This window comes from Micromonospora sp. WMMD736, assembly GCF_049179015.1.
In the GTDB taxonomy this organism is placed as follows: domain Bacteria; phylum Actinomycetota; class Actinomycetes; order Mycobacteriales; family Micromonosporaceae; genus Micromonospora.
The window spans coordinates 3,713,568-3,736,667 of the sequence record NZ_JBMHMI010000001.1 but is presented as its reverse complement, the minus strand read 5'-3'; the positions used below and the strand labels follow the sequence as shown (position 1 = coordinate 3,736,667).

The 23,100-nt window shown below is 71.2% G+C and carries 23 protein-coding genes and 1 tRNA gene; 15 read left to right on the top strand and 9 right to left on the bottom strand.

Annotation, left to right across the window (positions count from 1 at the left end; translation table 11 throughout):
- Positions 1 to 25 precede the first annotated feature (25 nt).
- On the top strand, positions 26 to 1,342 hold the full coding sequence (locus ACN269_RS16560) for a DUF2252 domain-containing protein (protein ID WP_421473273.1): 1,317 nt from the start codon (positions 26 to 28) through the stop codon (positions 1,340 to 1,342).
- 4 nt (positions 1,343 to 1,346) lie between these two features.
- Here the strand turns inward: ACN269_RS16560 and ACN269_RS16555 are convergent, their stop codons facing one another.
- Complete coding sequence (locus ACN269_RS16555) at positions 1,347 to 2,393, bottom strand: glucose 1-dehydrogenase (RefSeq protein ID WP_421473272.1); 1,047 nt, start codon at positions 2,391 to 2,393, stop codon at positions 1,347 to 1,349.
- Between the two features lie 206 nt (positions 2,394 to 2,599).
- Here ACN269_RS16555 and ACN269_RS16550 point away from each other — a divergent pair, with 206 nt between their 5' ends.
- Positions 2,600 to 3,394, top strand: a complete 795-nt coding sequence (locus ACN269_RS16550) for an NADH-quinone oxidoreductase subunit C (RefSeq protein WP_421473271.1) — start codon at positions 2,600 to 2,602, stop codon at positions 3,392 to 3,394.
- Positions 3,394 to 4,356: a complex I subunit 1/NuoH family protein gene (locus tag ACN269_RS16545; RefSeq protein ID WP_421473270.1), complete on the top strand. Its 963-nt coding sequence runs from the start codon at positions 3,394 to 3,396 to the stop codon at positions 4,354 to 4,356. The genes ACN269_RS16550 and ACN269_RS16545 overlap by 1 nt, the downstream gene beginning before the upstream one ends.
- Positions 4,357 to 4,669: 313 nt before the next feature.
- Here ACN269_RS16545 and ACN269_RS16540 read toward each other — a convergent pair whose 3' ends face one another.
- Positions 4,670 to 5,719: a glutathione S-transferase family protein gene (locus tag ACN269_RS16540; RefSeq protein WP_421473269.1), complete on the bottom strand. Its 1,050-nt coding sequence runs from the start codon at positions 5,717 to 5,719 to the stop codon at positions 4,670 to 4,672.
- A 265-nt stretch (positions 5,720 to 5,984) separates the two neighbouring features.
- Here ACN269_RS16540 and ACN269_RS16535 point away from each other — a divergent pair, with 265 nt between their 5' ends.
- Entirely contained in the window at positions 5,985 to 6,416 is a 432-nt protein-coding gene (locus ACN269_RS16535) for an ester cyclase (protein WP_421473268.1), read from the top strand.
- Here ACN269_RS16535 and ACN269_RS16530 read toward each other — a convergent pair.
- Positions 6,397 to 6,972, bottom strand: coding sequence for a Uma2 family endonuclease (locus ACN269_RS16530; protein WP_421473267.1), 576 nt, complete (start codon positions 6,970 to 6,972; stop codon positions 6,397 to 6,399). The genes ACN269_RS16535 and ACN269_RS16530 overlap by 20 nt on opposite strands.
- 95 nt (positions 6,973 to 7,067) lie before the next feature.
- On the opposite strand from ACN269_RS16530, the gene ACN269_RS16525 reads away from it, so the two are divergent.
- From ACN269_RS16525 to htpX, 7 genes are all read left to right on the top strand, one after another.
- Positions 7,068 to 7,676 (top strand): NuoI/complex I 23 kDa subunit family protein, encoded by a 609-nt coding sequence (locus tag ACN269_RS16525; protein WP_421473266.1) that lies wholly within the window; start codon positions 7,068 to 7,070, stop codon positions 7,674 to 7,676.
- A 25-nt stretch (positions 7,677 to 7,701) separates the two neighbouring features.
- The gene (locus tag ACN269_RS16520) at positions 7,702 to 8,253 is read left to right on the top strand and encodes an NADH-quinone oxidoreductase subunit J (RefSeq protein ID WP_421473265.1); all 552 of its coding nucleotides are present in this window, start codon (positions 7,702 to 7,704) and stop codon (positions 8,251 to 8,253) included.
- Positions 8,250 to 8,612: an NADH-quinone oxidoreductase subunit NuoK gene (gene nuoK / locus ACN269_RS16515; protein ID WP_421473264.1), complete on the top strand. Its 363-nt coding sequence runs from the start codon at positions 8,250 to 8,252 to the stop codon at positions 8,610 to 8,612. Before ACN269_RS16520 ends, nuoK begins: the two co-directional genes overlap by 4 nt.
- Positions 8,609 to 10,540: an NADH-quinone oxidoreductase subunit L gene (locus ACN269_RS16510; protein WP_421473263.1), complete on the top strand. Its 1,932-nt coding sequence runs from the start codon at positions 8,609 to 8,611 to the stop codon at positions 10,538 to 10,540. Before nuoK ends, ACN269_RS16510 begins: the two co-directional genes overlap by 4 nt.
- Complete coding sequence (locus ACN269_RS16505; protein WP_421473262.1) at positions 10,537 to 12,045, top strand: complex I subunit 4 family protein; 1,509 nt, start codon at positions 10,537 to 10,539, stop codon at positions 12,043 to 12,045. The genes ACN269_RS16510 and ACN269_RS16505 overlap by 4 nt, the downstream gene beginning before the upstream one ends.
- A gap of 34 nt (positions 12,046 to 12,079) precedes the next feature.
- Positions 12,080 to 13,561 carry an NADH-quinone oxidoreductase subunit N gene (locus tag ACN269_RS16500; protein WP_421473261.1) on the top strand — a complete coding sequence of 494 codons (1,482 nt, stop codon included), beginning with the start codon at positions 12,080 to 12,082 and terminating at the stop codon, positions 13,559 to 13,561.
- Between the two features lie 103 nt (positions 13,562 to 13,664).
- The gene (gene htpX / locus ACN269_RS16495; protein ID WP_421473260.1) at positions 13,665 to 14,540 is read left to right on the top strand and encodes a zinc metalloprotease HtpX; all 876 of its coding nucleotides are present in this window, start codon (positions 13,665 to 13,667) and stop codon (positions 14,538 to 14,540) included.
- A gap of 61 nt (positions 14,541 to 14,601) precedes the next feature.
- Here htpX and ACN269_RS16490 read toward each other — a convergent pair whose 3' ends face one another.
- Positions 14,602 to 15,795: an MFS transporter gene (locus ACN269_RS16490; RefSeq protein ID WP_421473259.1), complete on the bottom strand. Its 1,194-nt coding sequence runs from the start codon at positions 15,793 to 15,795 to the stop codon at positions 14,602 to 14,604.
- Positions 15,795 to 16,637 (bottom strand): DUF6065 family protein, encoded by an 843-nt coding sequence (locus ACN269_RS16485; RefSeq protein WP_421473258.1) that lies wholly within the window; start codon positions 16,635 to 16,637, stop codon positions 15,795 to 15,797. The genes ACN269_RS16490 and ACN269_RS16485 overlap by 1 nt, the downstream gene beginning before the upstream one ends.
- A gap of 191 nt (positions 16,638 to 16,828) precedes the next feature.
- Between ACN269_RS16485 and ACN269_RS16480 the strand changes: the two genes are divergently transcribed.
- Both ACN269_RS16480 and ACN269_RS16475 read left to right on the top strand, forming a co-directional pair.
- A complete protein-coding gene (locus tag ACN269_RS16480; RefSeq protein ID WP_421473257.1) occupies positions 16,829 to 18,088 on the top strand; it encodes an MFS transporter in 1,260 nt (419 codons plus the stop codon).
- Positions 18,089 to 18,155: 67 nt separating this feature from the next.
- Positions 18,156 to 18,683: a dihydrofolate reductase family protein gene (locus tag ACN269_RS16475; protein ID WP_421473256.1), complete on the top strand. Its 528-nt coding sequence runs from the start codon at positions 18,156 to 18,158 to the stop codon at positions 18,681 to 18,683.
- Positions 18,684 to 18,713: 30 nt separating this feature from the next.
- On the opposite strand, the gene ACN269_RS16470 is transcribed toward ACN269_RS16475, so the two are convergent.
- Together ACN269_RS16470 and ACN269_RS16465 are read right to left on the bottom strand one after the other, a co-directional pair.
- Complete coding sequence (locus ACN269_RS16470) at positions 18,714 to 18,908, bottom strand: hypothetical protein (RefSeq protein WP_421473255.1); 195 nt, start codon at positions 18,906 to 18,908, stop codon at positions 18,714 to 18,716.
- A gap of 330 nt (positions 18,909 to 19,238) precedes the next feature.
- Positions 19,239 to 19,733, bottom strand: coding sequence for a YajQ family cyclic di-GMP-binding protein (locus tag ACN269_RS16465; protein ID WP_421473254.1), 495 nt, complete (start codon positions 19,731 to 19,733; stop codon positions 19,239 to 19,241).
- Between the two features lie 148 nt (positions 19,734 to 19,881).
- On the opposite strand from ACN269_RS16465, the gene ACN269_RS16460 reads away from it, so the two are divergent.
- Together ACN269_RS16460 and ACN269_RS16455 are read left to right on the top strand one after the other, a co-directional pair.
- Positions 19,882 to 19,965, top strand: a tRNA-Tyr gene (locus tag ACN269_RS16460).
- Positions 19,966 to 20,126: 161 nt separating this feature from the next.
- Positions 20,127 to 21,254, top strand: a complete 1,128-nt coding sequence (locus ACN269_RS16455; RefSeq protein WP_421473253.1) for a hypothetical protein — start codon at positions 20,127 to 20,129, stop codon at positions 21,252 to 21,254.
- On the opposite strand, the gene ACN269_RS16450 is transcribed toward ACN269_RS16455, so the two are convergent.
- Positions 21,251 to 22,639, bottom strand: coding sequence for a tyrosine-type recombinase/integrase (locus tag ACN269_RS16450; protein WP_421473252.1), 1,389 nt, complete (start codon positions 22,637 to 22,639; stop codon positions 21,251 to 21,253). The two genes, ACN269_RS16455 and ACN269_RS16450, sit on opposite strands and share 4 nt — an antisense overlap.
- Entirely contained in the window at positions 22,636 to 22,839 is a 204-nt protein-coding gene (locus tag ACN269_RS16445) for a helix-turn-helix transcriptional regulator (RefSeq protein WP_187691360.1), read from the bottom strand. Before ACN269_RS16445 ends, ACN269_RS16450 begins: the two co-directional genes overlap by 4 nt.
- Positions 22,840 to 23,100: the final 261 nt, after the last annotated feature.

Sequence of the window (23,100 nt, the reverse complement as noted above, 5' to 3'; positions counted from 1 at the left end):
GACCCGGCCCGCTAGCGTGCGGACCATGAGCAGCTCAGGGGACCAGCGCTCGGACCACATCATCGACGTGCTCAGCGCGGAGTTCGGTGCGTCGATGGCGGTCGACCCGGCGGCCTTCCGCCGCAAGTTCCGCAAGATGGCCGCGTCGCCGTTCGCCTTCTACCGGGGCAGCGCCGCGCTGTTCTACGCCGACCAGCGGGGCGACTTCGCCGACGACCGGTTCCTCGACGAGCGGACCGGCCGGGTGTGGATCCACGGCGACCTGCACGCGGAGAACTTCGGCACGTACATGAACGCCTCCGGGCAGCTGGTGTTCAACGTCAACGACTTCGACGAGGCGTACGTCGGGCCGTTCACCTGGGACCTGCGGCGGTTCGTGGCCAGCGTGGCGCTGCTCGGCTACAGCAAGGCCCTCTCCGACACGGTCATCGGCGAGCTGGTCACCGGCTTCGCCCGCGCCTACCTGACCGAGTTGCGGGCGATCGCCGCCGGTGGGGACGACGCCATCGGATCGATCACCCTGGACAACGCCGACGGGGTACTGCGCCGGGTGCTCCAGCAGGCCCGCCTCAACACGAGGGTCGACCTGCTCGCCGCACAGACCACCGTCGACAACTACGAGCGGCGGTTCTCCGTCGGCGACGGCATCTTCGAGGTCGACGCGACGACCCGGAGCAGGGTGCTCGCCGCCTTCGAGGAGTACCTGGGCACGCTGCCCGCCGCCACCGCCCGGCTGCGTCCGGGGGCCGCCCGGATCAAGGACGTGGTGCTGCGCAAGGGCGTGGGCATCGGCTCGGCGGGGCTGCCGTCGTACAACCTGCTGCTCGAGGGGCACACCCAGGCGCTGGAGAACGACGTGGTGATCTACATGAAGCAGGCGCAGGTGCCGGCGGTGGCCCGCTACAGCATCGACGAGTCGGTGGCCGGCTACTTCCGGCACCAGGGTCACCGGACCGCCGAGTCGCAGCGCGCGTTGCAGGCGCACGCCGACCCGTGGCTGGGCTACACCGAGCTGGACGGGGCGGGTCAACTGGTCGCCGAGGTCTCCCCGTACGCCGCCGATCTGGACTGGTCCGACGTCAACGAGCCGGACGAGCTGACCGGGGTGCTGGCCGACCTCGGCCGGGCGGTGGCCCGGATGCACTCGGTCGCCGACGACGAGTCCAGCCACGACCTCGTGGACTACTCCACCGAGGAGGCGATCGTCACGGCCGTGGACGCCGACGAGCCGGGGTTCGTCACCCACCTGGTGGACTTCGCGCACGCGTACGGGGTGCGCGCCCGGCAGGATCACCAGCTCTTCGTGGACCTGTTCCGCAACGGCCGGCTACCGGGGATCTGACCGTCTACGAGGCGAACTCCAGGACCACCTTGATGTCGTCCGGCCCGGGGGTGTACGCGTCGGCGTACCTGTTCACCGGCACCCGCCGGGTGATCAGGGAGGAGAGCCACACCTGGTCGGCGCGCGAGAGCGCCTGAGCTGCCATGTTCCAGTGCCGCCGGTTGGCGTTCACCGAGCCGAACACCACGTTGTTCTCCAGCACCAGCGCCCGGTTCAGCGCCCCGGCGTCGAAGTCGATGCTGCGGCCGCCGCTGGACACCCCGGCCAGGCAGACGATCCCGTTGGGCGCGGCCTTGCACATGACGTCCAGGACCACCGTGGGAGCGCCGGTGCACTCGATCACCACGTCCGGCTCGAAGGGCAGGTCGGTGACCGGCACCGTGTGGTAGGTCGCGCCCAGCCCGGCGACCAGCTCCGGCTTCGGCCCGTCGGTGGCCCGGTCCAGCACGTGCACGGTCAGCCCGCGCTGGGCGCCGAGCAGCGCCGCCAGCAGCCCGATCGGCCCGGCCCCGGTCACCAGGACGGTCTGTGGCTGCCACTCGGCCCGATGCCCGATCCGTTCGATGTGGTCCCACGCCTTGGCCACCACGCTGGTCGGCTCCAACAGCACGCCGACCTGGCCCAGCGCCGGATCGAGCTTGACCGCGAACTGCGGCTCGATCCGCCAACGGTCCCGGGCGAAACCGGGCAGCGCCTTGATGCCGTGCTCGGTGTACAGCCCGTTGCGGCACATGTCCCACTCGCCGACGGCGCAGTTGGGGCAGGGCACCGGGTCGGGATGCCGGACGATACCGGCCACCAGGTCGCCGGGTTGCACGGTGCCGGTCGGGTCCTCGAGCACCCGGCCCAGCGACTCGTGCCCGATCACCAGCCGGTCCGCGCCCGGCGGCGCCTCGCCGTAGTCACCGGCGATGATCTCGTGGTCGGTGCCGCAGATGCCCACGGCCAGCGCCTCGACCAGGACGGCGCCCTCCCCGGACGCCGGCTCCGGCTGATCCTCGACGAGGCTCAGCGAGTTGGCTTGCCCGGGTTCCACCGTCACAGCGCGCACGCCCTCATCTTTCCCCGTGGGCGGGACAACCGCCGGTAAAGCCGCCAGATCACCGGTGGTCGGTCACGCACCCGAGGCCCGGGTCGGTACCCCGCGGCCGGGGTCTGTTCCGGGAGCACTGGTCGCCCGCCGCGCCCTGCCGGATCGCCCCCTGGACTCCGCCTCGGCTCGACGCCCCTGGTGAAACAGACCCTAGGATCAGCGGCATGACGTCAGAAGAGGTCGGCGCTCGGCTGGTCGCGCTGCTCGCGCCGGTCGAGGCGACCGCGTCGGTCTCCGGCGGGCAGCGGTTCGCCCGGGCCACCGTCGACGTACCTGCGGCGAGTTGGTCGGCCGCTGTCCGCGCCGCCCGCGACGACACCGAGCTGGCCTGCGACTTCTTCGACTGGCTGTCGGCGGTCGACGAGTTGGCCGAGGGCTTCGACGTGGTCGCGCACCTCTGGTCGACGCGGCTGCGGCACGGCGTGCTGCTGCGCACCCGGGTGCCCCGCGACGCGCCCTCGGTGGCCTCGGTGGTGGACATCTTCCCCGGTGCCGCCTGGCACGAGCGGGAAACCCACGAGATGTTCGGCGTCGACTTCGCCGGGCACGGTGAGCTGCGACCGCTGCTGCTGCCGCCGGAGTTCGAGGGCAATCCACTACGCAAGGAGTTCGTGCTCGCCTCCCGGGTGGCCAAGCCCTGGCCGGGAGCGAAGGAACCGGGTGAATCGGAGGCCGGCGGCGGCCGTCGACCGATCCGCCCGCCGGGTGTGCCCGCCCCGGGCGAGTGGGGGACGACGCCCACCCCGGCCGGTGCGGGTGGCGTGGGGGAGGGGCCGCGCGGCGGCACCCCGGCCCGCCCGGCCGGTGACCGTCCGGCGCGGCCCGCTCCGGGGGCCCGTCCGGCGCGTACTCCCCGGGCTGCCGGCGCTACCGACGGCCCGGCGGGGGCCGCGCGGCCGCAGCCGGTCGCGGACCCGGCGGCGGGCGACGACAGCGACGACGACGGGGGTACGCGCTGATGCCGCTCTGGGTGGAGCTGGTGCTCCGGATCGGCGGCGTGGTGGTCGCGTTCCTCACCCTGCCGTTGCTGGTCGGGCAGGCCGAACACAAGGTGATGGCGCACATGCAGGGCCGGCTCGGTCCGATGTACGCGGGCGGCTTCCACGGCTGGGCGCAGCTCGTGGCGGACGGTGTGAAGTTCGTGCAGAAGGAGGACATCACCCCGCGCGAGGCGGACCGGGCGGTGTTCCGGTTGGCCCCCGCGGTGGCGCTGGTGCCCTATCTGCTGGTGCTGCTGGTCATTCCGCTCGGCCCGAACGACCTGGTCGGGCAACCGTTGGACATCGGCCTGTTCTTCGTGCTGGCCGTCGTCGGCATCGGTGTGGTGGCGGTGTTGATGTCGGCGTGGGCGTCGGCCAACAAGTACAGCTTGCTCGGCGGGTTGCGCGGGGCCGCCCAGCTCCTCGGCTACGAGCTGCCGCTGGTGTTGGCCGCCGCCTCGGTGGCGATGGCGGCGGGCACGCTCAGCCTGTCCGGCATCGTCGCGGCGTGGCAGCCCTGGTGGCTGCTCTGGCAGGCGCCCGCGATGATCATCTTCTTCGTCGCGGGTCTGGCCGAGATCCGCCGGCCGCCGTTCGACATGCCGGTGGCCGACTCGGAGCTGGTCTTCGGCTACATGACCGAGTACACGGGTCTGCGGTTCGCGTTCTTCCTGCTCGCCGAGTACGTCGGCATCGTGGTGATCGCCGCGCTCACCACCGTGCTGTTCCTGGGCGGCTGGCAGGGACCGTTCGCCGACGATCAGCTCGGCTGGCTCTGGACACTGCTCAAGATCGCCGCCGTGGCCTTCGTGATCATCTGGCTCCGGGTCTCCTACCCCCGCCTGCGCGAGGACCAACTCCAACGCCTCTGCTGGCTGGTCCTGGTCCCGGCCTCCCTGGCCCAACTGGTCCTGACCGCAGCAGTCCGCATAGCCCTATAACCCGCCCCCGCCCCCCCGGGCCCTCGCGCCGCCGCCCCGCCCCGCCTCCCCCGCCCCGCCCTCCCCTCGCCACGTCGATCATGGACTTGTGGTGGGGCCAAAGCACCCCTGAGTCCCCCAAACCCGGCACCATAACTCCGTGATCGACAAGGCTGTGCCGTGGTCGTCCGCGATCTTGCACTTACTGCGGCGACACAAGGGGCATTCCGCGCAGATCGACGACAGAAAGTGCAAGATCGCGGGCGCGGGCGCGGGCGCGGGCGCGGGCGCGGGTGGGGCTGGGCGTGGGTGGGTGGGTTGGTGGGTTGGTGGGTCAGGGTAGCGGGGTGTGTTGGGGGTCTACCGGTTCGGCCGGGGGTGGGGGTGGGGTGCCGTCGCCGAAGGGGCGGCCGCCGAGTTCCTCCCGGCCGTGCGGGGTGAGCCAGTTGGACAGGTCCGGGCCGAGCGGCACGATTCCCGTCGGGTTGATGTCGCGGTGCACCTGGTAGTAGTGCCGCTTGATGTGGTCGAAGTCGATGGTGTCGCCGAACCCGGGAGTCTGGAACAGGTCCCGGGCGTACGCCCACAGCACCGGCATCTCGCTGAGCTTCTGCCGGTTGCACTTGAAGTGTCCGTGGTAGACGGGGTCGAAACGGGCCAGCGTGGTGAACAGCCGTACGTCGGCTTCGGTGATGGTGTCGCCGACCAGGTACCGCTGGTTGGTCAGCCGCTCGGTCAACCAGTCCAGCCGGTCGAACAGTCGGTGGTACGCCTTGTCGTACGCCTCCTGGCTGCCGGCGAACCCGCACCGGTACACGCCGTTGTTGACGTCGCGGAACACCACCTGGTTGACCTCGTCGATCTGCTCGCGCAGGTGTTCGGGGTAGAGCTGCGGGGCGCCCTCGCGGTGGTACGGGGTCCATTCGGTGGACAGGTCCAGGCTCATCTGCGCGTAGTCGTTGGTCACCACCTGCCCGGTGGGCACGTCCACCATCGCCGGCACGGTGATGCCCCGGTCGTAGTCGGGGAAGCGCGCGAAGAACGCCTCCTGGAGGCGTTCGATGCCGAGCACCGGGTCGCGCCCACCCGGGTCGAGGTCGAAGGTCCAGCTGCGCGCGTCGTGCGTCGGGCCGGCGATCGCCATCGAGATGGCGTCCTCCAGGCCGAGCAGCCGCCGCACGATGATGAGGCGGTTGGCCCACGGGCAGGCTCGACTGACCGCCAACCGGTACCGGCCGGGCTCCACCGGGTAGCCGTCCCGCCCGTCCGCGGTGATCCGCGTGGCGATGTACCGCTGATCCCGGGTGAACTCGCCACCCGGCTCGACGTACTTCCCGCCTGTCTGCGCCACGTCGTCCGCCCTTCGCGCTCCGGTTGCCCTCACCGCCCATCCTCGCCGATTCACGGTGGTCCGGCGCGGCACGAGCGAACCTTGCCCGCGGGCCTGACGTCGAGCTTCGGGCCGTCGAGCTTCGGGCCGGCCGTCCGTCCGCTCGCCGGGTGGCCCCACCGCCCCCACGCCCTTTGCTCTGCTTCACCCAAGGCGATAGTTGGCAGCCAGAAGTGTTGCCTCCGTTGAAGCAGAGCAAAGGGCGTGCCAAACACCTGTGGTCCCCGCTCGCCGTTAGCCGGCCGGCTACCCTGCCGTCATGACGGATGTGGAGGCGGCGGCCCGGCGTCTCATCGCCGACGTGTGGAACGCGCGTCGCGACGAGTCGGCGTACGAGCTGATCGCCGAGGAGTGTCCGGGGCTCGGTGGGACGGGCCCGGAGGCGACGCTGGCCTGGCACCGCGAGCGCCGGATGGCCTTCCCGGACCTCCGCTACAAGATCGTCGACGTGGTGGCCGCCGGTGAGCGGGTGGCCGTGCACTGGCGGGCCGCCGGTACGCACGCCGGGCAGTTCGGGCCGGTGCCGCCGACCGGCCAGGTGGTCAGCTACTCCGGGGCGACGTTCCTGCGCTTCGACACCGTCGGCCGGATCATCGAGGTGTGGAGCTGCAACGAGCTGCTCCAGCTCCTCCAGCAGCTCGGCGTCGAGATGGTGCCGCCGGCCGGCGGTCTCAGCGGCTCCGCGGCGTGATCCGCTCCAGCGGAATGTCTATCTCCCACGGCTCCGGCACGAGGATCCCGTCGGTGAGCCGGTCCTGCTCGACGTAGACCTGCTTCATGGCGTCGAGTTTGTAGCTGTGCACGACGATGCCCGCCTCGGTTTCTATCCGCCAGAAGTATGGGATGTCCGCCTCGGCGTAGAGGGCCGGTTTGAGCACACGATCGATGCTGCGGGATCCCTCTGAAACGATCTCAACCACCAGAAGAACTTGATCCGGCAAATAGTGCGACGGATTCCGCTGCGCGGCGTCGAGGTAGGTGACCAGCAGATCGGGGATGAAGGAGCGCTTTCGCGAAATGCGTACCTCGACACCCTGCGTCACGTCGAGGTCGCTCGGGCAGCTCTCCAGCATGGCCGAGCCCAGCAGGAGCGCGATGGACTGGTGGAGTCGCTTGGGGGAGGGCGACATGAGCAGGTTTCCGTCCAGGAGTTCGGGGCGTGGGCGGCCGTCGTCGGGTAGGGCGTCCAAGGCGTCGGTCGTCCACTCGCCCGGCGGCGGAACGTCGTCGTGCAGCGCGGCGGTCATCGACGGGTCCTTTCCGGTGCGTCGTTCTCCCCGCGACCACGGTACCGCCGCCGACCTGTGGGTGGTGGTCGCGCGCGCCGGGGCCACAGGGCAGGATGGTCCACATGACCGTTTCCAGCGAGCATGGCGATCCGGCCGGCGGCGCCAGCGAGCGCGGCCTGCCCGGGGCCGGCCTGGTGAAGGGGCTGGCGGTCACCCTCAAGACGATGGCCAGCCGCTCGACCACCCAGCAGTACCCGGACGTCGCCCCCGAGCTGCCGCCGCGCTCGCGTGGGGTGATCGCGCTGTCCGAGGAGAACTGCACGGTCTGCATGCTCTGCGCCCGCGAGTGCCCGGACTGGTGCATCTACATCGACTCACACAAGGAGGAGGTGGCGGTGCCCGGCGCCGCCCGCCCCCGCCAGCGCAATGTGCTCGACCGGTTCGACATCGACTTCTCGCTCTGCATGTACTGCGGCATCTGCATCGAGGTCTGCCCGTTCGACGCGCTCTACTGGTCGCCCGAGTTCGAGTACGCCGAGTACGACATCAAGGATCTGCTGCACGACAAGGACCACCTGGGTCAGTGGATGGCGACGGTTCCGCCGCCGCCCGCGCACGATCCCAACGGCGAGCCGGCCAAGGAGGAGACCGCCGCCGCGCGCAAGGCCGCGCGGTCGATCGCACCGGCGGTACGCCCCGGCGACGAGAGCCCGGCGTCGTGACCGCCCGAGCCGTGGGGGCGGCCCGGTGACCGGCGCGGATCTGCTGCTGCTCGCGTTGGGCGCGGTGGCGGTCGGTGCCGGTGCGCTGGTGGTGACCACCAAGCACCTGGTCCGGGCGGGGCTCTACCTGGTGGTGTGTCTGGGCGCGCTGGCCGGCGACTATCTGGTGCTCGGCGCGGAGTTGGTCGCCTGGGTCCAGGTGCTGATCTATGTGGGCGCGGTGGTGGTGCTGCTGCTGTTCGCGGTGATGCTGACGCGGGCCCCGATCGGGGCGTCCGACGACCTGGACCGGCCCGGCTGGCCCGCCGCGCTGATCGGTGGCGGCGCCGGACTGGGGCTGAGCGTGCTCTTGGTCGACGCGTACCGGTGGAGCACCGTCACGCTGCCCGACGCGGGCACGGCCGAGCGGTTGGGGGAGCAGATCTTCGCCTCCTGGGTGCTGCCGTTCGAGGTGCTCTCCGTCCTGTTGCTGTCCGCCCTGGTCGGCGCGGTGGTGCTGTCCCGCCCCGACATCGGCCGCCGTACCGAGGACGTGCCCGCGCCGGCCGACGAACTGGCCGCCGGGGGGCGTCGGTGAGGCCGGTCATCCCGTACGTCACCGCCGCGCTGCTGTTCGGCCTCGGCGGGTACGGCGTGCTGCGTCGACGTAACGCCGTGCTGGTGCTGATGTCGGTCGAGTTGATGCTCAACGCGGTGAACCTGATCCTGGTCACCGCGGACACCACGGTCCGCGCGGTGCTGCCGCACTCCGGGCAGGTGTTCGCGCTCTTCGTCATCGTGCTCGCCGCCGCCGAGATCGGTGTGGGCTTGGCGATCGTGCTCCAGCTCTACCGCCTGCGGTCCACGGTGGCGGTGGACGACGTGGCGTTGACCGAACCGGCGCAGACCGTCGACGGGCGCGAGCCGGCCGTCCTGGACGTGGAGGCCGGCCGGTGACCGGGCTGCTCGGGGCGGCGCTGCCCGCCGTACCGCTGCTCGCCGGCCTGGCCGGGCTGCTGCTGTCGCCGGCCCCACGTCATGGCGACACGACCGGCGGTGGCCGGGCCCGGCAGGCTGCCGTCGCGCTCGGCGTCACCGGCGCGGCTGGTGCCCTGGCGCTGGCCGTCGCGCTGCTGCTGACCGTCGACGGGCCGACGGAGACGTCGACGACCTGGGTCGACTTCGGCGGGCTGGCGGTGACCCTCGGGATACGCCTGGACGGCGCGGCCGCGCTGGTCGCCGTGGCGGTCGCCGCGGTGGCGCTGGCCGTGCAGGTCTACTCGATCGGCTACCTGCGGCGCGGTCCCCACGACGACGTCGACGTCGACCACCGCTACCCGCCGTACGCCGCCCAGATCAGTCTCTTCACCGCGGCGATGCTGCTGGTGGTGGTCGCCGGTGACCTGATCATGCTGCTGGTGGGGTGGGAGGTGATGGGCCTCTGCTCGTACCTGTTGATCGCCCACGACCGCCGGCTCGCGGGCGCACCGGCCGCCGCCATGAAGGCCTTCCTGGTGACGCGGGTCGGGGACGTCGGGTTCCTGCTCGGCATCGCGCTGCTGGGTGTCTCGACGGGCAGCTTCCGGATCTCCGACGTGCTCGCGCACGACCACTCCACCACGACCCTGACCGCCGCCGGCCTGCTGCTGCTCGCCGGGGTGGCCGGCAAGAGCGCGCAGTTCCCGCTGCACACCTGGCTGCCGGACGCGATGGCCGGCCCGACGCCGATCTCCGCGCTGATCCATGCCGCGACGATGGTCGCCGCCGGGGTGTACGCGGTGACCCGGCTTTACCCGCTGTTCACGGCCGCGCCGGTGACGTTGACGGTGCTCGGGGTGCTCGCCGCGATCACCCTGCTGCTCGGGGCGCTCGCCGCCACCGCGCAGGACGACATCAAGCGGGTGCTGGCCTGGTCGACCGTCAGCCAACTGGGTTACATGACCGGCGCGCTGGCGGTCGGCTCGCCGTCGGCGGCGCTGTTCCACCTGCTCACCCACGCCGCGTTCAAGGCGTTGCTGTTCCTGGCCGCCGGTGCGGTGATCCACGCGGTGGGCACCACGCTGATGTCGGAGATGGGTGGGCTGCGCCGGAGCATGCCGGTGACGTTCTGGTGCACGGTGATCGGTCTCGGCGCGCTCGCCGGGGTGCCGCCGCTGTCCGGCTTCTGGAGCAAGGACGGTGTGCTGACCGTCGCCGAGTCGGCGGCGCTGGAGGGCACCGGTCCCGCGCCGTCGTGGGTGGGCTGGCTGGTCTGGCTGGCCGGACTGCTCGGCGTGGCGATCACCGCCTGGTACGCGGGTCGGCTGCTGCTGCGGGCCTTCTTCGGCGAGACCCGGCTGCCGCTGGTGCGCCCGCACGACCCGTCGGCGGTGCTGCGCTGGCCGGTGCTGCTGCTGGCCGTGCCGGCCGCGCTGCTGGGCCTGGCCGGGTTCGTCGGCGCGTTCGCCGACCGGCTGCGGTTCGCCACGGTGCCGGTCGCGGGCGCGGAGGACGGCCTGGTGCACCTCGGGCCGGGGCTGCTGCTGCCGCTGGCGCTGCTGCTGGTGGGCGCGGGGCTGGTGTGGGCGCGCTGGCGTCGGGACACTGCCGCCGATCCGGCGACCGCGCTGGGTCCGCTGCGGCCGGTCTTCGCCCGCGCGTTCCGGCTCGACGACGTCCAGCACACCCTTGTCGTACGCCCCGTCCGGGCGCTGGCCCGACTCGCGCGTACCGGCGACGAGGTGGTGGTGGACGGGGTCGTGGAGGGCAGCGGCCGGGCCGCCACGGGCCTGGGGGCCGGGTTGGCCGCGTTGCACCGGGCGGCGCTGCCCCGGGCCGCCGCCGGTGTGCTGGCCGGCGCGCTGCTGATCGGCCTGGCGGCCGCCGTGCTGGGGGCGATGTCATGACGGTGGGACAGGTGTTGCTCGTCGCCGTGCTGGCGCTGCCGGCGCTGGGCGCGGTCGCGGTGGCGGCGACACCCCGGGACCGGGTGGCGCGGATCGTCGGCACGGTCGCGGCGGCGCTGACCCTGCTGGCCGCCGTGGCGTTGGTGTCCGGTGGGCGGGGCTGGTTCACCTGGTCGGCCGGTACGCCCGCGGTGCGCCCCTGGCACGAGCTGGACCTGCCCTGGGCGTCCGGCCTGGAGCTGCGATTCCACCTCGGTGTCGACGGCATCTCCTGGCCGCTGGTGGTGTTGACGGCGCTGCTCACGCTGCTCTGCTGCGGGTACACGCAGTGGCGGGTGCCCGACGGCGGCAGCGGCCGGGCGCTGGTGGCGCTGCTGCTGGTCGTCGAGGTGGGCATCCTCGGCACGTTCCTCGCCCTGGACCTGGTGCTGTTCTTCCTCTTCTTCGAGGTCGTCCTGCTGCCGATGTACGCGATCATCGCGGGCTGGGGCGGCGCGGACCGGCGTCGGGCGGGCCGCAAGTTCGTGCTCTACACGCTCGTGGGTTCGGTGCTGCTGCTGGTCGGCGTGTACGTCGTGGTCGCGGCCGCGGGCACCGCCGACATCGTGGCCCTGACCGGCGGGGCCGGACTGTCCCGGAGCACCCAGTTGGCCGCGTTCACGCTGCTGGCGCTCGCGTTCGCGGTGAAGAGTCCACTCTGGCCGCTGCACTCGTGGCTGCCCGACGCGCACACGCAGGCCCCGACGGTGGGCAGCGTGGTGCTGGCGGGGGTGCTGCTCAAGATGGGCACGTACGGGCTGATCCGGGTCGCCGTGGGGGTCGCCCCGGAGGGCGCCCGCTGGGCCGCCCCGGTGCTCGGCGTGCTGGCGGTCGCCGCGATCCTGGTCGGCTCGCTGGTCTGCCTGGCGCAGGTCGAGGTGAAGCGGCTCATCGCGTACTCAAGCGTGGGGCACATGGGCTTCGTCCTGCTGGGCGTCGCCACGCTGACCGCCACCGGCATCCAGGCGGCCCTGATCGGCAACGTGGCGCACGGCGTCGTCACCGGCCTGCTGTTCTTCCTGGCCGGGGCCGTGAAGGACCGCACCGGTACGGGTGTGCTCGCCGACCTGTCCGGGCTGCGGGAGACCGCGCCCCGCCTCGCCGGTCTGCTGGCGTTCGCGGCCGTCGCGTCGCTGGGCCTGCCCGGGTTGGCCGGCTTCTGGGGGGAGGCGTTCGCGGTGGTCGCGGCGATCGGAGTGGGCGGCCCGCTGTGGCTGACCCTCGGGGTGCTGGCGGCGGTCGGTGGCGCGCTCACGGCCGCGTACTTCCTGCGGTTGTTGCGCCAGGTCACCCACGGCCGGCCGAGCACCGCGGTGGGCGGTGTCGGCGCGGGACTGGCCGGCGCGGAGGTGACCGCGTGGGCGCCGCTGGTGCTGCTCGCGCTGGCGATCGGCCTGGTTCCGGCGCTGGTCCTCGGCGTCGCCGAGGCGCCCGTCGACGCCCTCGTCGAGGTGATCCACAGGTGAGCACGAGAAGCGCGCGGCGACCGGGAGCGGACCGATGAGCGTCGTGCAGAGCGTGGACAGCGTCGCGCTGCTGCCGGCGTACCTGGCCGCCGGCACCGCCGTACTCGTGCTGGTGGTCGACCTGGTGCTGGCGCGGCCGCGCGCCACGGTCGCGGTGGCCGCGCTGGGGGCGCTCGGCACCGCCGTCACTTCGGCGCTGGTCGGTGCGGGCGGCGAGCGGCGGACGTTCTGCGCCGGCGTGGACTGCTCATGGATCTTCGGTGGCCGGGCGGCCCTGGTCGGCGCGGTGGTGGCCCTGCTCACCCTGGGCGTGCTCGGGCTGTCGGTACCGGCGTTGCGGGCCGGCCGGTCGCCGGTGGGGGAGTACGCCTTCCTGCTCGCCTGCTCGATGACCGGCGGCGTGGTGCTCGGCGCGGCCGGCGACCTGATCACCCTGATCGTGGCGTTGGAGACGCTGACCCTGCCGCTGTACGTGCTGGTGGGTCTGCGCCGGGGCAGCCTGGCCAGCGCCGAGGCGGCGGTGACGTTCTTCGTGGTCAGCGTGGTGGCCACCACGCTGACGCTGCTCGGCGCGGCGCTGCTGTACGCGGTGACCGGCGGGCTGCACCTCGATCGGGTGGGCGCGCTGCTGGCCGATCGGCCGGAGCTGCGGGACCTGCCGCTGACCACCGCCGCCGTGACGCTGCTGCTGCTCGGGCTGGCCTTCAAGGTGGCGGCGGTGCCGTTCCACGCCTGGGCGCCGGCGACCTACGACGGCGCCCCGCTGCCGGTGGCCGCGTACCTGTCGACGGCGTCGAAGCTGGGCGGCCTGGTGGCGGTGCTGGCCGTGGTGCAGCGGGCGCTGCCGGCGGACCGGACCGGTCCGGTGCTCGCCCTGCTGGCGGTCCTCACGATGACCGTCGGCAACCTGGTGGCGCTGCGTCAGCGGCGTACCGTCCGGCTGCTCGCCTGGTCCTCGGTCGCGCAGGCCGGTTACATCCTCGCCCCGCTGGGTGCGCTGGCGTTGGCCGCCGGACGCACGGGCGAGGCGCGATCGGCCGTGTACGCCGCCGCCGTGGCGTACGCGGTGTTCTTCGTGGTGCTGGAGCTGGCGGCGTTCGCCGGGGTCACCGCGCTGCGCCCGGTGGGGGCGGACGGCGGCACGCTGGCCGACCTGCGCGGGGCCGCGCGCCGGCACCCGTGGCGCGGCGCTGCCCTGGGCCTCGCGCTGGTGGGTCTGGCGGGACTGCCGCCGGGCCTGGCCGGTCTGTTCGCGAAGGTGACGGTGGTCCGGTCACTACTGGACGGCGGCGCGGCCTGGTTGGCGCTGGTGGTGGCGCTGAACGCGGTGCTCGGGCTCGCCTACTACCTGCGGGTGACCGCCGGCCTGTGGACGCCGACGCCCGCGCCGGCCGGGGACGGCGCGGTGGCCGTACCCCTGGTGGGTGTGGTGGCCGTGGTGCTGGCGGTGACCACGGTGGCCGCCGTGGTGCTCGGCGTCGCCCCGCAGCTGGTGCTGGACCTCGCCGCCCGCTGAGCGGGTCTCAGTCAACTCTCAGCGTTCCGATGGATGGTTGACGGGTATCGGGTTGTTGTACCGGTCAGCGGGTCGAGGCGATCCGCGCACCGAAGGAGAGATCGTGCACCACAACCGTCTGAAGACCGCCGCGCTGCTCGGCCTGCTCACCGCGCTGATCCTCGCGGTGGGCTACGGGTTCGGCGGCAGTGGCGGCCTGGTCATCGCCGTCCTCATCTCACTGGTCATGAACGGCATTTCCTACTTCTACTCCGACAAGATCGCGCTGCGCTCGATGCGGGCGCAACCGGTCAGCGAGGCACAGTTCCCCGAGCTCTACCGGATGGTGCGCGAACTGGCGGCTGAGGCCCGGCAGCCGATGCCCCGTCTGTACGTGAGCCCGACCGCGCAGCCCAACGCGTTCGCGACGGGGCGTAACCCGCAGCACGCGGCGGTCTGCGTGACCCAGGGCATCACCGAGATCCTGGACTACCGGGAGCTGCGCGGCGTGATCGGGCACGAGCTGTCCCACGTCTACAACCGGGACATCCTGATCTCCAGCGTCGCGGCCGGTCTGGCCGGCATCATCACGTTCCTGGCGAACATCGCCTGGTTCATCCCGCTGGGCGGCGGGGACGACGAGGACTCGCCGAACCCGGCCGTCCTGCTGCTGACCCTGATCCTCGGCCCGATCGCGGCCACCGTGATCCAGTTGGCGATCAGCCGCAGCCGCGAGTTCCAGGCCGACCAGTCGGGCGCCGAGCTGAGCCGGGACCCGCTGGCCCTGGCCAGCGCCCTGCGCAAGATCGACGCCGTGGCCCGGCGACGCCCGCTGCCCGCCCAGGGCACGCTGACCAGCAGCGCCCACCTGATGATCGCCAACCCGTTCGCCGGTGGCGCGGTGGCCGCGCTCTTCTCCACCCACCCGAAGATGGAGGACCGGGTCGCCCGGCTGGAGCGGATGGCCGCCAACTCGGGGCCGGTCCAGTTCCAGCGCTGACCCGCCGAACCCCGTACTCCACCCGCGTCCGCGCCTGGACGCGGGTGGAGTCGTTTCCCGGTCACTCCGGTGTGGTCAGCCGGTCCGGACGGGTCAGCAGCACGACGGCGAGCAGGACGACGCCCGCCGTGAGGTACGACGCGGCGGGCGAGACCACGGCGGCCACCCCACCCAGCAGGAAGATACCGACCCCCGAGGTGACGATGTTCGCCGCGACGATCGTCGCCTCGACCTGCCCCATCCGTTCCGGCGGGGCCAACCGGGCGAACGTGGCCTGCGCCCCGATCAACCAACAACCACCCGCGCCGATCAGGGCGTTGCCGACCGTCAGCGCCCCCAGCGGCGCGTCGACGGCGACCAGGACGCCGGTCAGCACCAGCGCACCGGCCAGCGCCGCGGCGACGGTCACCTGACCGGTGAGCCGGCCCATCCAGCGGGACCGGCCCACCACCAGCACGAAGATCGCACCACCCAGCGCCGACGCCGCCAGCACGGCGGGCCGCCAGGCCCCGCCGGCCAGATCCGGGGCGAGGGTCTCCGGCAGCGCGCCGGACAGCACCGTGCCCAGGGTGAGCAGTGCGACGCGCCGCAGCACCGGATGGCGGGCGATGATGCGCACGCCCGCGGTCGCCGGTGGACGCGGCCCGCGTACCCGGTGGGGGCGCTTCGGCAGTCCGGCCAGGACGACAGCGGCGACCAGGAACGACCCCAGGTCGATCAGCAGCGCCACCCGGGAACCGAGGGCCACCGTCAGACTGGCCCCCGCGAGCAGGCCGACCACCTGGCCCGCCTGGTTGGCGAAGGCGCTGAGGCCGAAGAGCGGCAGCCGCAGCGGGGCGTCCACCGCCTCGGCGACGACGGCGACGTTGACGCTCGCGTACGCGGCCCGCACCGCGCCCAGCAGGCCCGCCGCCACGATCGCCGGCAGCGGCTCGGGGACCGCCGCGGGCACGGCGATCAGCGCGGCGCCGACCACGGACAGCCAGACCAGCAGGGTACGGCGGGCCGGCACGTCCAGCCAGCCGCTGAAGACCGTGGCGACCAGCAGGGCCGGCAGGGTACGCGCGGCGTAGACCGCGGCCGGGCCGAGGACGGAGTTCGTCTGGTCGTACGCGAGCAGCAGCAGCGCGGCCAGGCCCACGAAGTCACCCAGCTCCGAGATGCCCCGGGCGATCACCAGCCGGGAGGCGACCGGATGCCGGAACAGCGCCCGGTAGCCGGGCGACGGTGTGAGCTGTGCGTCGGTGTCGGGCATCAGGTCGGCTGGTCGGCTTCCACTACCCCGATCGGCTGGTAGGCGGCGTTCTCCCGGACCCGGCGGGCCTGTTCCCGGCGGTAGCTGCTGCGGATCTCCGGGTCCTGGCGGCGGCGGCGCAGCGCCACGAAGTCCGACCAGACGTCCTCCGGCCACGCCGGCAGGCCCTCCCCGGTGACCAGTTCGGCCTGCCGGAAGGCTTCCAGTGTCGACCGGTGCACCGGTTGCAGGCACATGAGCGGGATGTTCCGGTAGAAGCGCACCACCTGCCCCGCCTCGGTGAGCCGCAGGATGGTGGGCAGCAGCGAGGTGTACCAGTCGGTCTCGACCACGCCCTCGTAGAGCTGCACGCCGCGCTGGGCCGGCCAGTTCGGCACGCCCCGGGCGATGAGGCACCAGCCCGGTGACGTACGCGCCACCACGCCGGTGACCAGCTCGACCGTGTTGGCGGCGCGCGGGTCGGCATCGAGGAACGGGATGCTCGCGCCGTACCTGTCGAAGATGTCCAGGTCACCGTGGAACTGCTCGGGCGCCGCCCGCAACTGGCCGGCCGCGTCCGGCAGTTTGCCGTCGTAACCGCCGGCGAGCGAACGCCAGTGGGCCGGCTCGTTCTCCGCCAGCAGGGTCCACTCGGTGTCCTGCCCGTCCCAGCGCAGCGCGAAGTCGGTTGGCGGGTAGACGTACCAGCCGAATCCCGAGGCGGCGGCGACCGGCGGGCACTGTTGGACGGCCCGGGCGGGCAGGGAGCCGCGCAGGCTGGGCGAGGCGGCCTCACTGGGCTTGGCGTCGCCGTACAGCGAATAGATCTCGACTCGCAGAGGTGCGGTGGTAGTCCCGGACATCGGACCTCCTGCCTCATCGTGCGGTGCCGGCGTATGGACCCAATTCGATCAGCAACCTACCCCCTTTGTGACCGCTCGGTCAGTCCCGGCCTCCGCGCTGCTGTGAGCGGATCGACCATCCACGGCCTGACCTCGGGCGTTAGGGTCGACAGGGCTTTTACCCGTTACCTGTCTCAGCGGAGGTACACCTCGTGGCCGCACTGCGCCAGTACCTGGCTGTCTGGCGGATCCCCGGTGCGCCGATCCTGCTGGTCACCGGCATCATCGGGCGGCTCGGCATCGGCATGACGCCGCTGGCGCTGCTGCTGGTGGTCGAGCAGGTGACCGGGCGCTACTCCCTGGCCGCCATCGCGGGCGGCATCTACGCCGTCGCCGGTGCCGCGCTCAGCCCGATCGCCGGTCGGATAGCCGACCGGGTCGGTCCGAGCCCGGTGCTGCTGGTCACCGCCGTGGCCCACCCGTTGGCGCTCACCGGGCTGCTGCTGGCCAGCCGCTCCGGCGACGACGCCCTCGCCGCCATCTACCTGACGGCCGGTGTCGCGGGCGCGACGTACCCGCCGCTGACCGCCGCCATCCGCGGCGCCTGGAACGACCTGACCAGCCCCGCCTCCGGCCGGTACGCCCTGCGCAACACCGCCCTCGCGGCGGAGACCTCGCTGTTCGAGATCGTGTTCGTGCTCGGCCCGCTGCTCGTGGCCGGGTTCGTCCTGGTCGCCGACGCGGCGGCCGCGCTGATCGGTGCGGCGGTCGTCACCCTGGTCGGCACCGTCGCCGTCGCCCTCGGCCGGGTGATGCGCGCCTGGCGTCCCCACCCCCGCGAACACCACGCCCGCGGGCTCGGCCCGCTGCGGGTCGCCGGCTTCGGAGCCCTGCTGCTCTGCGTCGCCGGACTGGGCATCGCGTTCGGTGCCGCCGGTGTGATCGTCCCCGCGTACGCCGGCAACGCCACCACCGACGACCCGGAGAGCCTCGCCGGGCTGCTGCTGGCGGTCTGGGGGGTCGGCAGCGCAATCGGCGGCTTCTGGTTCGGCGTCCGCCGGCCCTCGCCGAACATGACCCGCCAGTTCGCCCTGCTGCTCGCCGCGCTGGCCGGCACGTTCGTGGTGTTCGCGGTCATGCCCACGCCGCTGGCGCTGGGCGTCGCCCTGGTCGTCGGTGGAGCCACCATCGCTCCGGCGCTGACCCTGGAGAACACCCTGGTCGGCCGGATCGCCCCGGCGGGCATGCTGAACGAGGCGTACACCTGGGTGGTCACGGTGGCCGTGGCGGCGAGCGCCGCCGGCGGCGCGGTGGCCGGCCTGATCGTGGACCACGCGGGCGGCGTGCCGTGGGCCTTCGTCTTCGCGGGCGCGGCGGTGGCCGTCGGGGCCGCGGTCGCCGCGCTGCCCGCCGGGCCCATCGCCCGAGCGGAAAACCAGGCGGTACGCGCCGACGAGGCCGTCCCGATCTGACCTCCTCCCACGTTTTCCGGCGATGTCGGTGGGGTGCGCCAGACTGGTCGTCGACGAGAGGGGGACCATGGCCCAGCTGCTCTACTCGGCGACCGCGTCGCTCGACGGCTACATCGCCGGCCCCGGCGGTGACATGTCCTGGCTGACCGAGCACCTCACCGGCGACAATCCGACCGCCGACCGTCTGCTGGCCAACGTCGGCGCGATCCTCGCCGGCAACCGCACCTTCGGTGGCGACGACCCGAACCGTGGCACCGACAGCGAAGGCGCCTTCGGCGGCCAGTACCACGGGCCGGTGATCGTCCTGACCCACCGCCCACCCGCCGACCCGCCCGCAGGCGTCACCTTCGCCGACGACCTGCACCGCGCCGTCGCGCAGGCCAAGGAGGCGGCCGGCGACAAGTACGTCAACGTGCTCGGCGCGGACGTCGCCAAGCAGTGCCTGCGAGCCGGCCTGCTCGACGAGATCCTGATCTTCTTCGCGCCGGTTCTGCTCGGCGACGGCGTACGGATCCTCGACGACCCGGGTGGCGACCGCGTCCGGCTGACGCCGATCCCCGGTGAAACGGTCCACTGGTACCGCGTCGACCGCTGAGGTCCGACCTCCAGCCGGCCCCGGTGAAGGCTACGGTTTCCGGTCCGTGATCGCCGCCTCGATCCGTAGACCGATGCCGGTCAGCACGAGCAGGAACGCGACGAAGTGCGGTGCCATGCCGTCGTAGCCCGCTGACAGGGTGAGTAGCGAGGTCAGAAAGCCAACGACGAGCGACAGCGTGCCGAGTATCCGTCCGGTGTCCGCTCGTCGAGATCGAGGATCCACGATGCGACCGTAGCGGAGCCGCTGCACGTCGGTGCACCCCCGCTTCAGTCCTTTGGCTTCCACCAGGCGGCGAGCAGCCCTACGACGGCGAGGAGGAAGAGGCAACTGCATCCTGCGCAGGCGGCCAGGCCAACAGGAGCGAAGGTTCCGTATTCCACCGGTCGAACATAGGTGGACCAACCTGGGCGCCGAGGAGGCGGTCGGGCGCACCGGGGCCGTCGCCTGGCCGCCGGGCGCTGAACAGCAGCAACCAAGGACGACCGTTGGCGACGACCTCCACCGAGATCACAACACGTGATCCACGATGGCACCGGCGGACGTGATCAAGTCTTACCGGTAGTTCGTGAACTGGAGGGCGACGCCGAAGTCCTCCCCCTTGAGCAGCGAGATGACCGCCTGGAGGTCGTCCCGCTTCTTACCGGTGACGCGCAGCTGGTCGCCCTGGATCTGTGCCTGAACGCCCTTCGGGCCCTCGTCGCGGATCTTCTTGCTGATCGCCTTGGCCTTGTCCGCCTCGATGCCCTGGATCACCTTGCAGTCGATCTTGAAGACCTTGCCGGACGGGCGCGCCTCACCCGCGTCCAACGACTTCAACGAGATGTTCCGCTTGACCAACTTCTCCTTGAAGACGTCCAGCGCGGCGCGGACCCGCTCCTCGGTCTCCGCCTGAAGGCCGATCGCCTCCTCACCCGACCAGGAGATCTCCGCGCCCGTGCCGCGGAAGTCGAACCGCGTCGAGAGCTCCTTCTCCGCCTGCCGGAGGGCGTTGTCGACCTCCTGGCGGTCGACCTTGCTCACGATGTCGAAAGACGGGTTCGCTGGCATGCTTCTGCTCCTGCTGTCCGGCGGTCTGGGGCCTGCAGTCGGCCGCCGACCAGCGGCACGACCCCCTGACGGTACCCGGTTGCACCGGTCCCGGGGTGAGCCGCTATCCTTGCTTCCGCCGCCGCGTTGCGACGCGGTGGGGTGCCCTGGCGGGTTGCCCGAGCGGCCAATGGGAGCGGACTGTAAATCCGTCGCGAAAGCTACAGAGGTTCGAATCCTCTACCCGCCACCAGGTGCACGAAGAGGCCCCTGACCAGCGCGAACGCCGGTCAGGGGCCTCTTCTGTGAGTCTCACTCAGTCCCGCTCTAGCCCGCTCAATCCCGCTGGGCGTGTCGTATACGTGTCGGCGTCACGAAGGCGACCTAGTGGCAGGCCAAGGCTACGCTGCGCGCGTGCAGAGATTGATCGCATGGCTGCCGAGGTGGGTGACCTACATCGCCGGCGCCCTAGCTACCGGCCTGCTGGTCGTCGTACCGATGATGGCCCGACTGCTGTCGGGCCCCGCCCTGGTCGTGTGCGCAGTGGTGGGTTTCCTCCTGGGCGTTGTTGGTTTCGGCGGATCGGCCCTTAAGCAACATCAGGAACGCCACGATGCTCGGCTGAATCTTGAGCTGAGCGTTAGAAGCCAGCCCGATCCCCTGCCGAGCATGCACGTCCTTCCCGCCATCGATGCGTGGTGTGCCGAGGAAAGGAACGTATGTCTTGCCTCTATTGATAAGTGGCGCGAAGAGTCTGCGCCTGATGTTTACCGAGAAGCTGATGTCGATGACATTCCTCTTGCAGAGTTGGAGCGGATTGAGGAGAAGGCCAAAAAGGGTCATGAGTTAACTGCCGACGAAGCGCGAACACGTGTTGTAGCCAATAGGCATTTGAGGCTCACTCTGCCGTTGTTGCTGCATGGCCTGGGCGGTGGCGAATCTCGGACAGTGGATCAGTACAGGCGTGAGGTTGAAAGCCATGTTCGCGACTGCAATAACGTGCTCGCGCTTGGCGTGATCAGACAGTATGTTCAGCAGGGGATGGGTACTTTCGATATCGCTCTATCGACAGCGAAAGAGAAAACCTACGAGAAGGTGCAGGTTGTGCTCCGCGTGGAGGGACGGCTTCGCCTGCGAGCCGTAGACCAGCCCCCGGCGCGTCACCGCCTGCCCGAGCGGCCAGTGCCCTACGGCAAGTTGTCGTGGTTGCATACTTCCCTCCCCTCGGACATGATTCGGCCAGTCATCCCCCCTCAATCGTTTCCAGTTGAGCATAAGGAACGGGTCGAGATAGAGCGGGAGACCGAGGTGACCACGGTCACTTATCCATCTGTTACGGTTCGGCCTGGTAGGGCCGTAAGGCTTCCTGCAATCGCCGTTATGGCGTCCGCGGAGCCGGGGACGAACTTTCGAGTGGAGTGGTCCGCCACCTCGACTAGCGCCGAGGGGCACATCAAGGGGGAGTTCGAACTCAGGATTGGCGACATTCAGGTCCCCGTCGATGACCTTCTAATAGCAGCCTTGCATGAAGCGCGGGGCTAGGATTTTAACGCCGCTTCAATCCTCTTCTTTGCAGCTTCTTCTTGACCATAAATGCACTTCGCGTATACCCGCATGAGAACGTGCACACTGTGCCCGGCCCACTCGGCGACCTGGGTAGCCGGCACTCCGGCGTTGAGCCAGAGCGACACTGCCGCGTGCCGCAGGTCGTACGGTCGCCGAGCTAGCGGAGAGCGCTGCTGTGCCGGGGTGAGCACCTTTGCCCGTGCGTCGCGCCACGCCTTCCCGTAGGTGTTGTTCGGAATGGGCCGGCCAGCAGTGGGCACGTACCGGCCCCCGGGGCCGCGCCGGGTGACGAACAGCTTCCCGTTCGATCCGGGCGGGTACTCCTCGATGTGGTGGTCGAGCAGCCGCACGAGTGGCGGTGGAACCGGCACATCCCGTGTGGAGGCCTTCGCCCGGTGCTTCAACCCTCGTTCCTCGGCCGTGTCGTGGCTATCGCCCCAGTCCCGGCCCACGGCCACCGTCGAGCCGGTCAGGTGCAGTACTCCCCACCCGTCAGGCTGGGCGGGTCGCTCGTACTCGTCTTCGCGCACGTGGAGTACCTCCTCGGGGCGTAGGGCGGCGTAGTACATGCACCCGAAGAACGCTTCCAGTTCGGGCACGCTGCGCCCCACCTCGGCTAGCAGGGCACGCGCCTGATCGGGGTTGACCACCGCTCCCCGGTCGACCTCATCGGCTGTCTTCGGCGCGGTCCAGCTCACCAGGGACATCGGGTGGGCGTCGAGTAGCCGCAGCTCAACGGCGTACTTGAGAGCGCCGGAGAAGACTGCACGCTTACGGGCGATCGTGCTTGCCGCTGCGGGCGCACCATCCATCCGCAAGGCGAGCGTGTCGAGCGCCTTCCGCACCAAGGCAGCGTCGGTGAGTGCCGTCAGATCAACGGTGTTGGCCCTAAGCCAGCGCACGGCGGCGACCAGGTGAGCGGGCGGGTCACCCGCGTCGCGGCGAGCCTTGTTGAACACCCACCCGTAGAGCGCGGCCCGTAGCGCCTTGTCGCTGGGCACACCCCGGTCAGTCGCCAGCAGTGCTGGTGTGACCGTGGCCAACGTCTCGGCGATGCCCTTGCGGTGCTTCGCCGACGCGCGGGGCCACTTCATGTCGACGTAGGTCGTTGCGTGCTCGTACCACGAACGGGCGCTGAGAGCGCGGGCCATGGGCTCAGGTAGGCCGCTGGCCTTGTCGAACGCGACGCCTTCCCGCTGAGACACCACCAGCTTTGACCGGAAGCTCTCGGCCAGGGCGCGGGTGGCGAACGTCTTCCTGAACGGACGGCTCGCCACCTTCCAGCGGACCACGTAGGAGTAACCCTTGCTGAGTTGGTTCTTGAGGATGCCGTGTACACGTACGTCGTAGGTGTTGTTCATGCTGCCTCTTCGTGGTCGTTGAGCCAGTTGTCCAGGTCGCGGCGGCGGACGTACAGGCTTCCGTTCGGGTACTTGATCGTTCGGGGGGCGCGGCCGGTGGCCTTCCAGCGGAAGAAGGTCGAGCGGGGTACGCGTAGTTCGTCTAGGACTTCGGCGAGGGTGAGTAGGTTTCCGGTCGGGGTGCGGCGGGCGGTGGTCATGGTCGGGTGTCCTCCCTCGGGGTGGCGTGGAGGTGGATGCGCTGGAACAGCGGGGATCGGCGGTCGGGGTAGGGCCGGCTGACCTGCTGGATGTGCAGCACTCGGGCGATGGCGGCGAGCGTCGCGGCTGTTTCAGTGGGTGTGCCGTGCAGCCTGATTCGAACGGTGAGCGCCTTCCGGTCGATACGGGTCGCGTGTGGAGGGGTCGGCTAGGCATCGCGGCAGAAGGGCGTAGGGCGGCTCGCTGAGAGCGCCGTAGAG

What these genes read in the sequence shown, in the direction of transcription:
- ACN269_RS16560 (WP_421473273.1), top strand. Translation starts at nt 26, where the DNA reads ATGAGCAGCTCAGGGGACCAGCGCTCGGACCACATCATCGACGTGCTC.
- ACN269_RS16550 (WP_421473271.1), top strand. Translation starts at nt 2,600, where the DNA reads ATGACGTCAGAAGAGGTCGGCGCTCGGCTGGTCGCGCTGCTCGCGCCG.
- ACN269_RS16545 (WP_421473270.1), top strand. Translation starts at nt 3,394, where the DNA reads ATGCCGCTCTGGGTGGAGCTGGTGCTCCGGATCGGCGGCGTGGTGGTC.
- ACN269_RS16535 (WP_421473268.1), top strand. Translation starts at nt 5,985, where the DNA reads ATGACGGATGTGGAGGCGGCGGCCCGGCGTCTCATCGCCGACGTGTGG.
- ACN269_RS16530 (WP_421473267.1), bottom strand. Translation starts at nt 6,972, where the DNA reads ATGACCGCCGCGCTGCACGACGACGTTCCGCCGCCGGGCGAGTGGACG.
- ACN269_RS16525 (WP_421473266.1), top strand. Translation starts at nt 7,068, where the DNA reads ATGGTCCACATGACCGTTTCCAGCGAGCATGGCGATCCGGCCGGCGGC.
- ACN269_RS16505 (WP_421473262.1), top strand. Translation starts at nt 10,537, where the DNA reads ATGACGGTGGGACAGGTGTTGCTCGTCGCCGTGCTGGCGCTGCCGGCG.
- ACN269_RS16500 (WP_421473261.1), top strand. Translation starts at nt 12,080, where the DNA reads ATGAGCGTCGTGCAGAGCGTGGACAGCGTCGCGCTGCTGCCGGCGTAC.
- ACN269_RS16490 (WP_421473259.1), bottom strand. Translation starts at nt 15,795, where the DNA reads ATGCCCGACACCGACGCACAGCTCACACCGTCGCCCGGCTACCGGGCG.
- ACN269_RS16485 (WP_421473258.1), bottom strand. Translation starts at nt 16,637, where the DNA reads ATGTCCGGGACTACCACCGCACCTCTGCGAGTCGAGATCTATTCGCTG.
- ACN269_RS16475 (WP_421473256.1), top strand. Translation starts at nt 18,156, where the DNA reads ATGGCCCAGCTGCTCTACTCGGCGACCGCGTCGCTCGACGGCTACATC.
- ACN269_RS16465 (WP_421473254.1), bottom strand. Translation starts at nt 19,733, where the DNA reads ATGCCAGCGAACCCGTCTTTCGACATCGTGAGCAAGGTCGACCGCCAG.
- ACN269_RS16450 (WP_421473252.1), bottom strand. Translation starts at nt 22,639, where the DNA reads ATGAACAACACCTACGACGTACGTGTACACGGCATCCTCAAGAACCAA.
- ACN269_RS16445 (WP_187691360.1), bottom strand. Translation starts at nt 22,839, where the DNA reads ATGACCACCGCCCGCCGCACCCCGACCGGAAACCTACTCACCCTCGCC.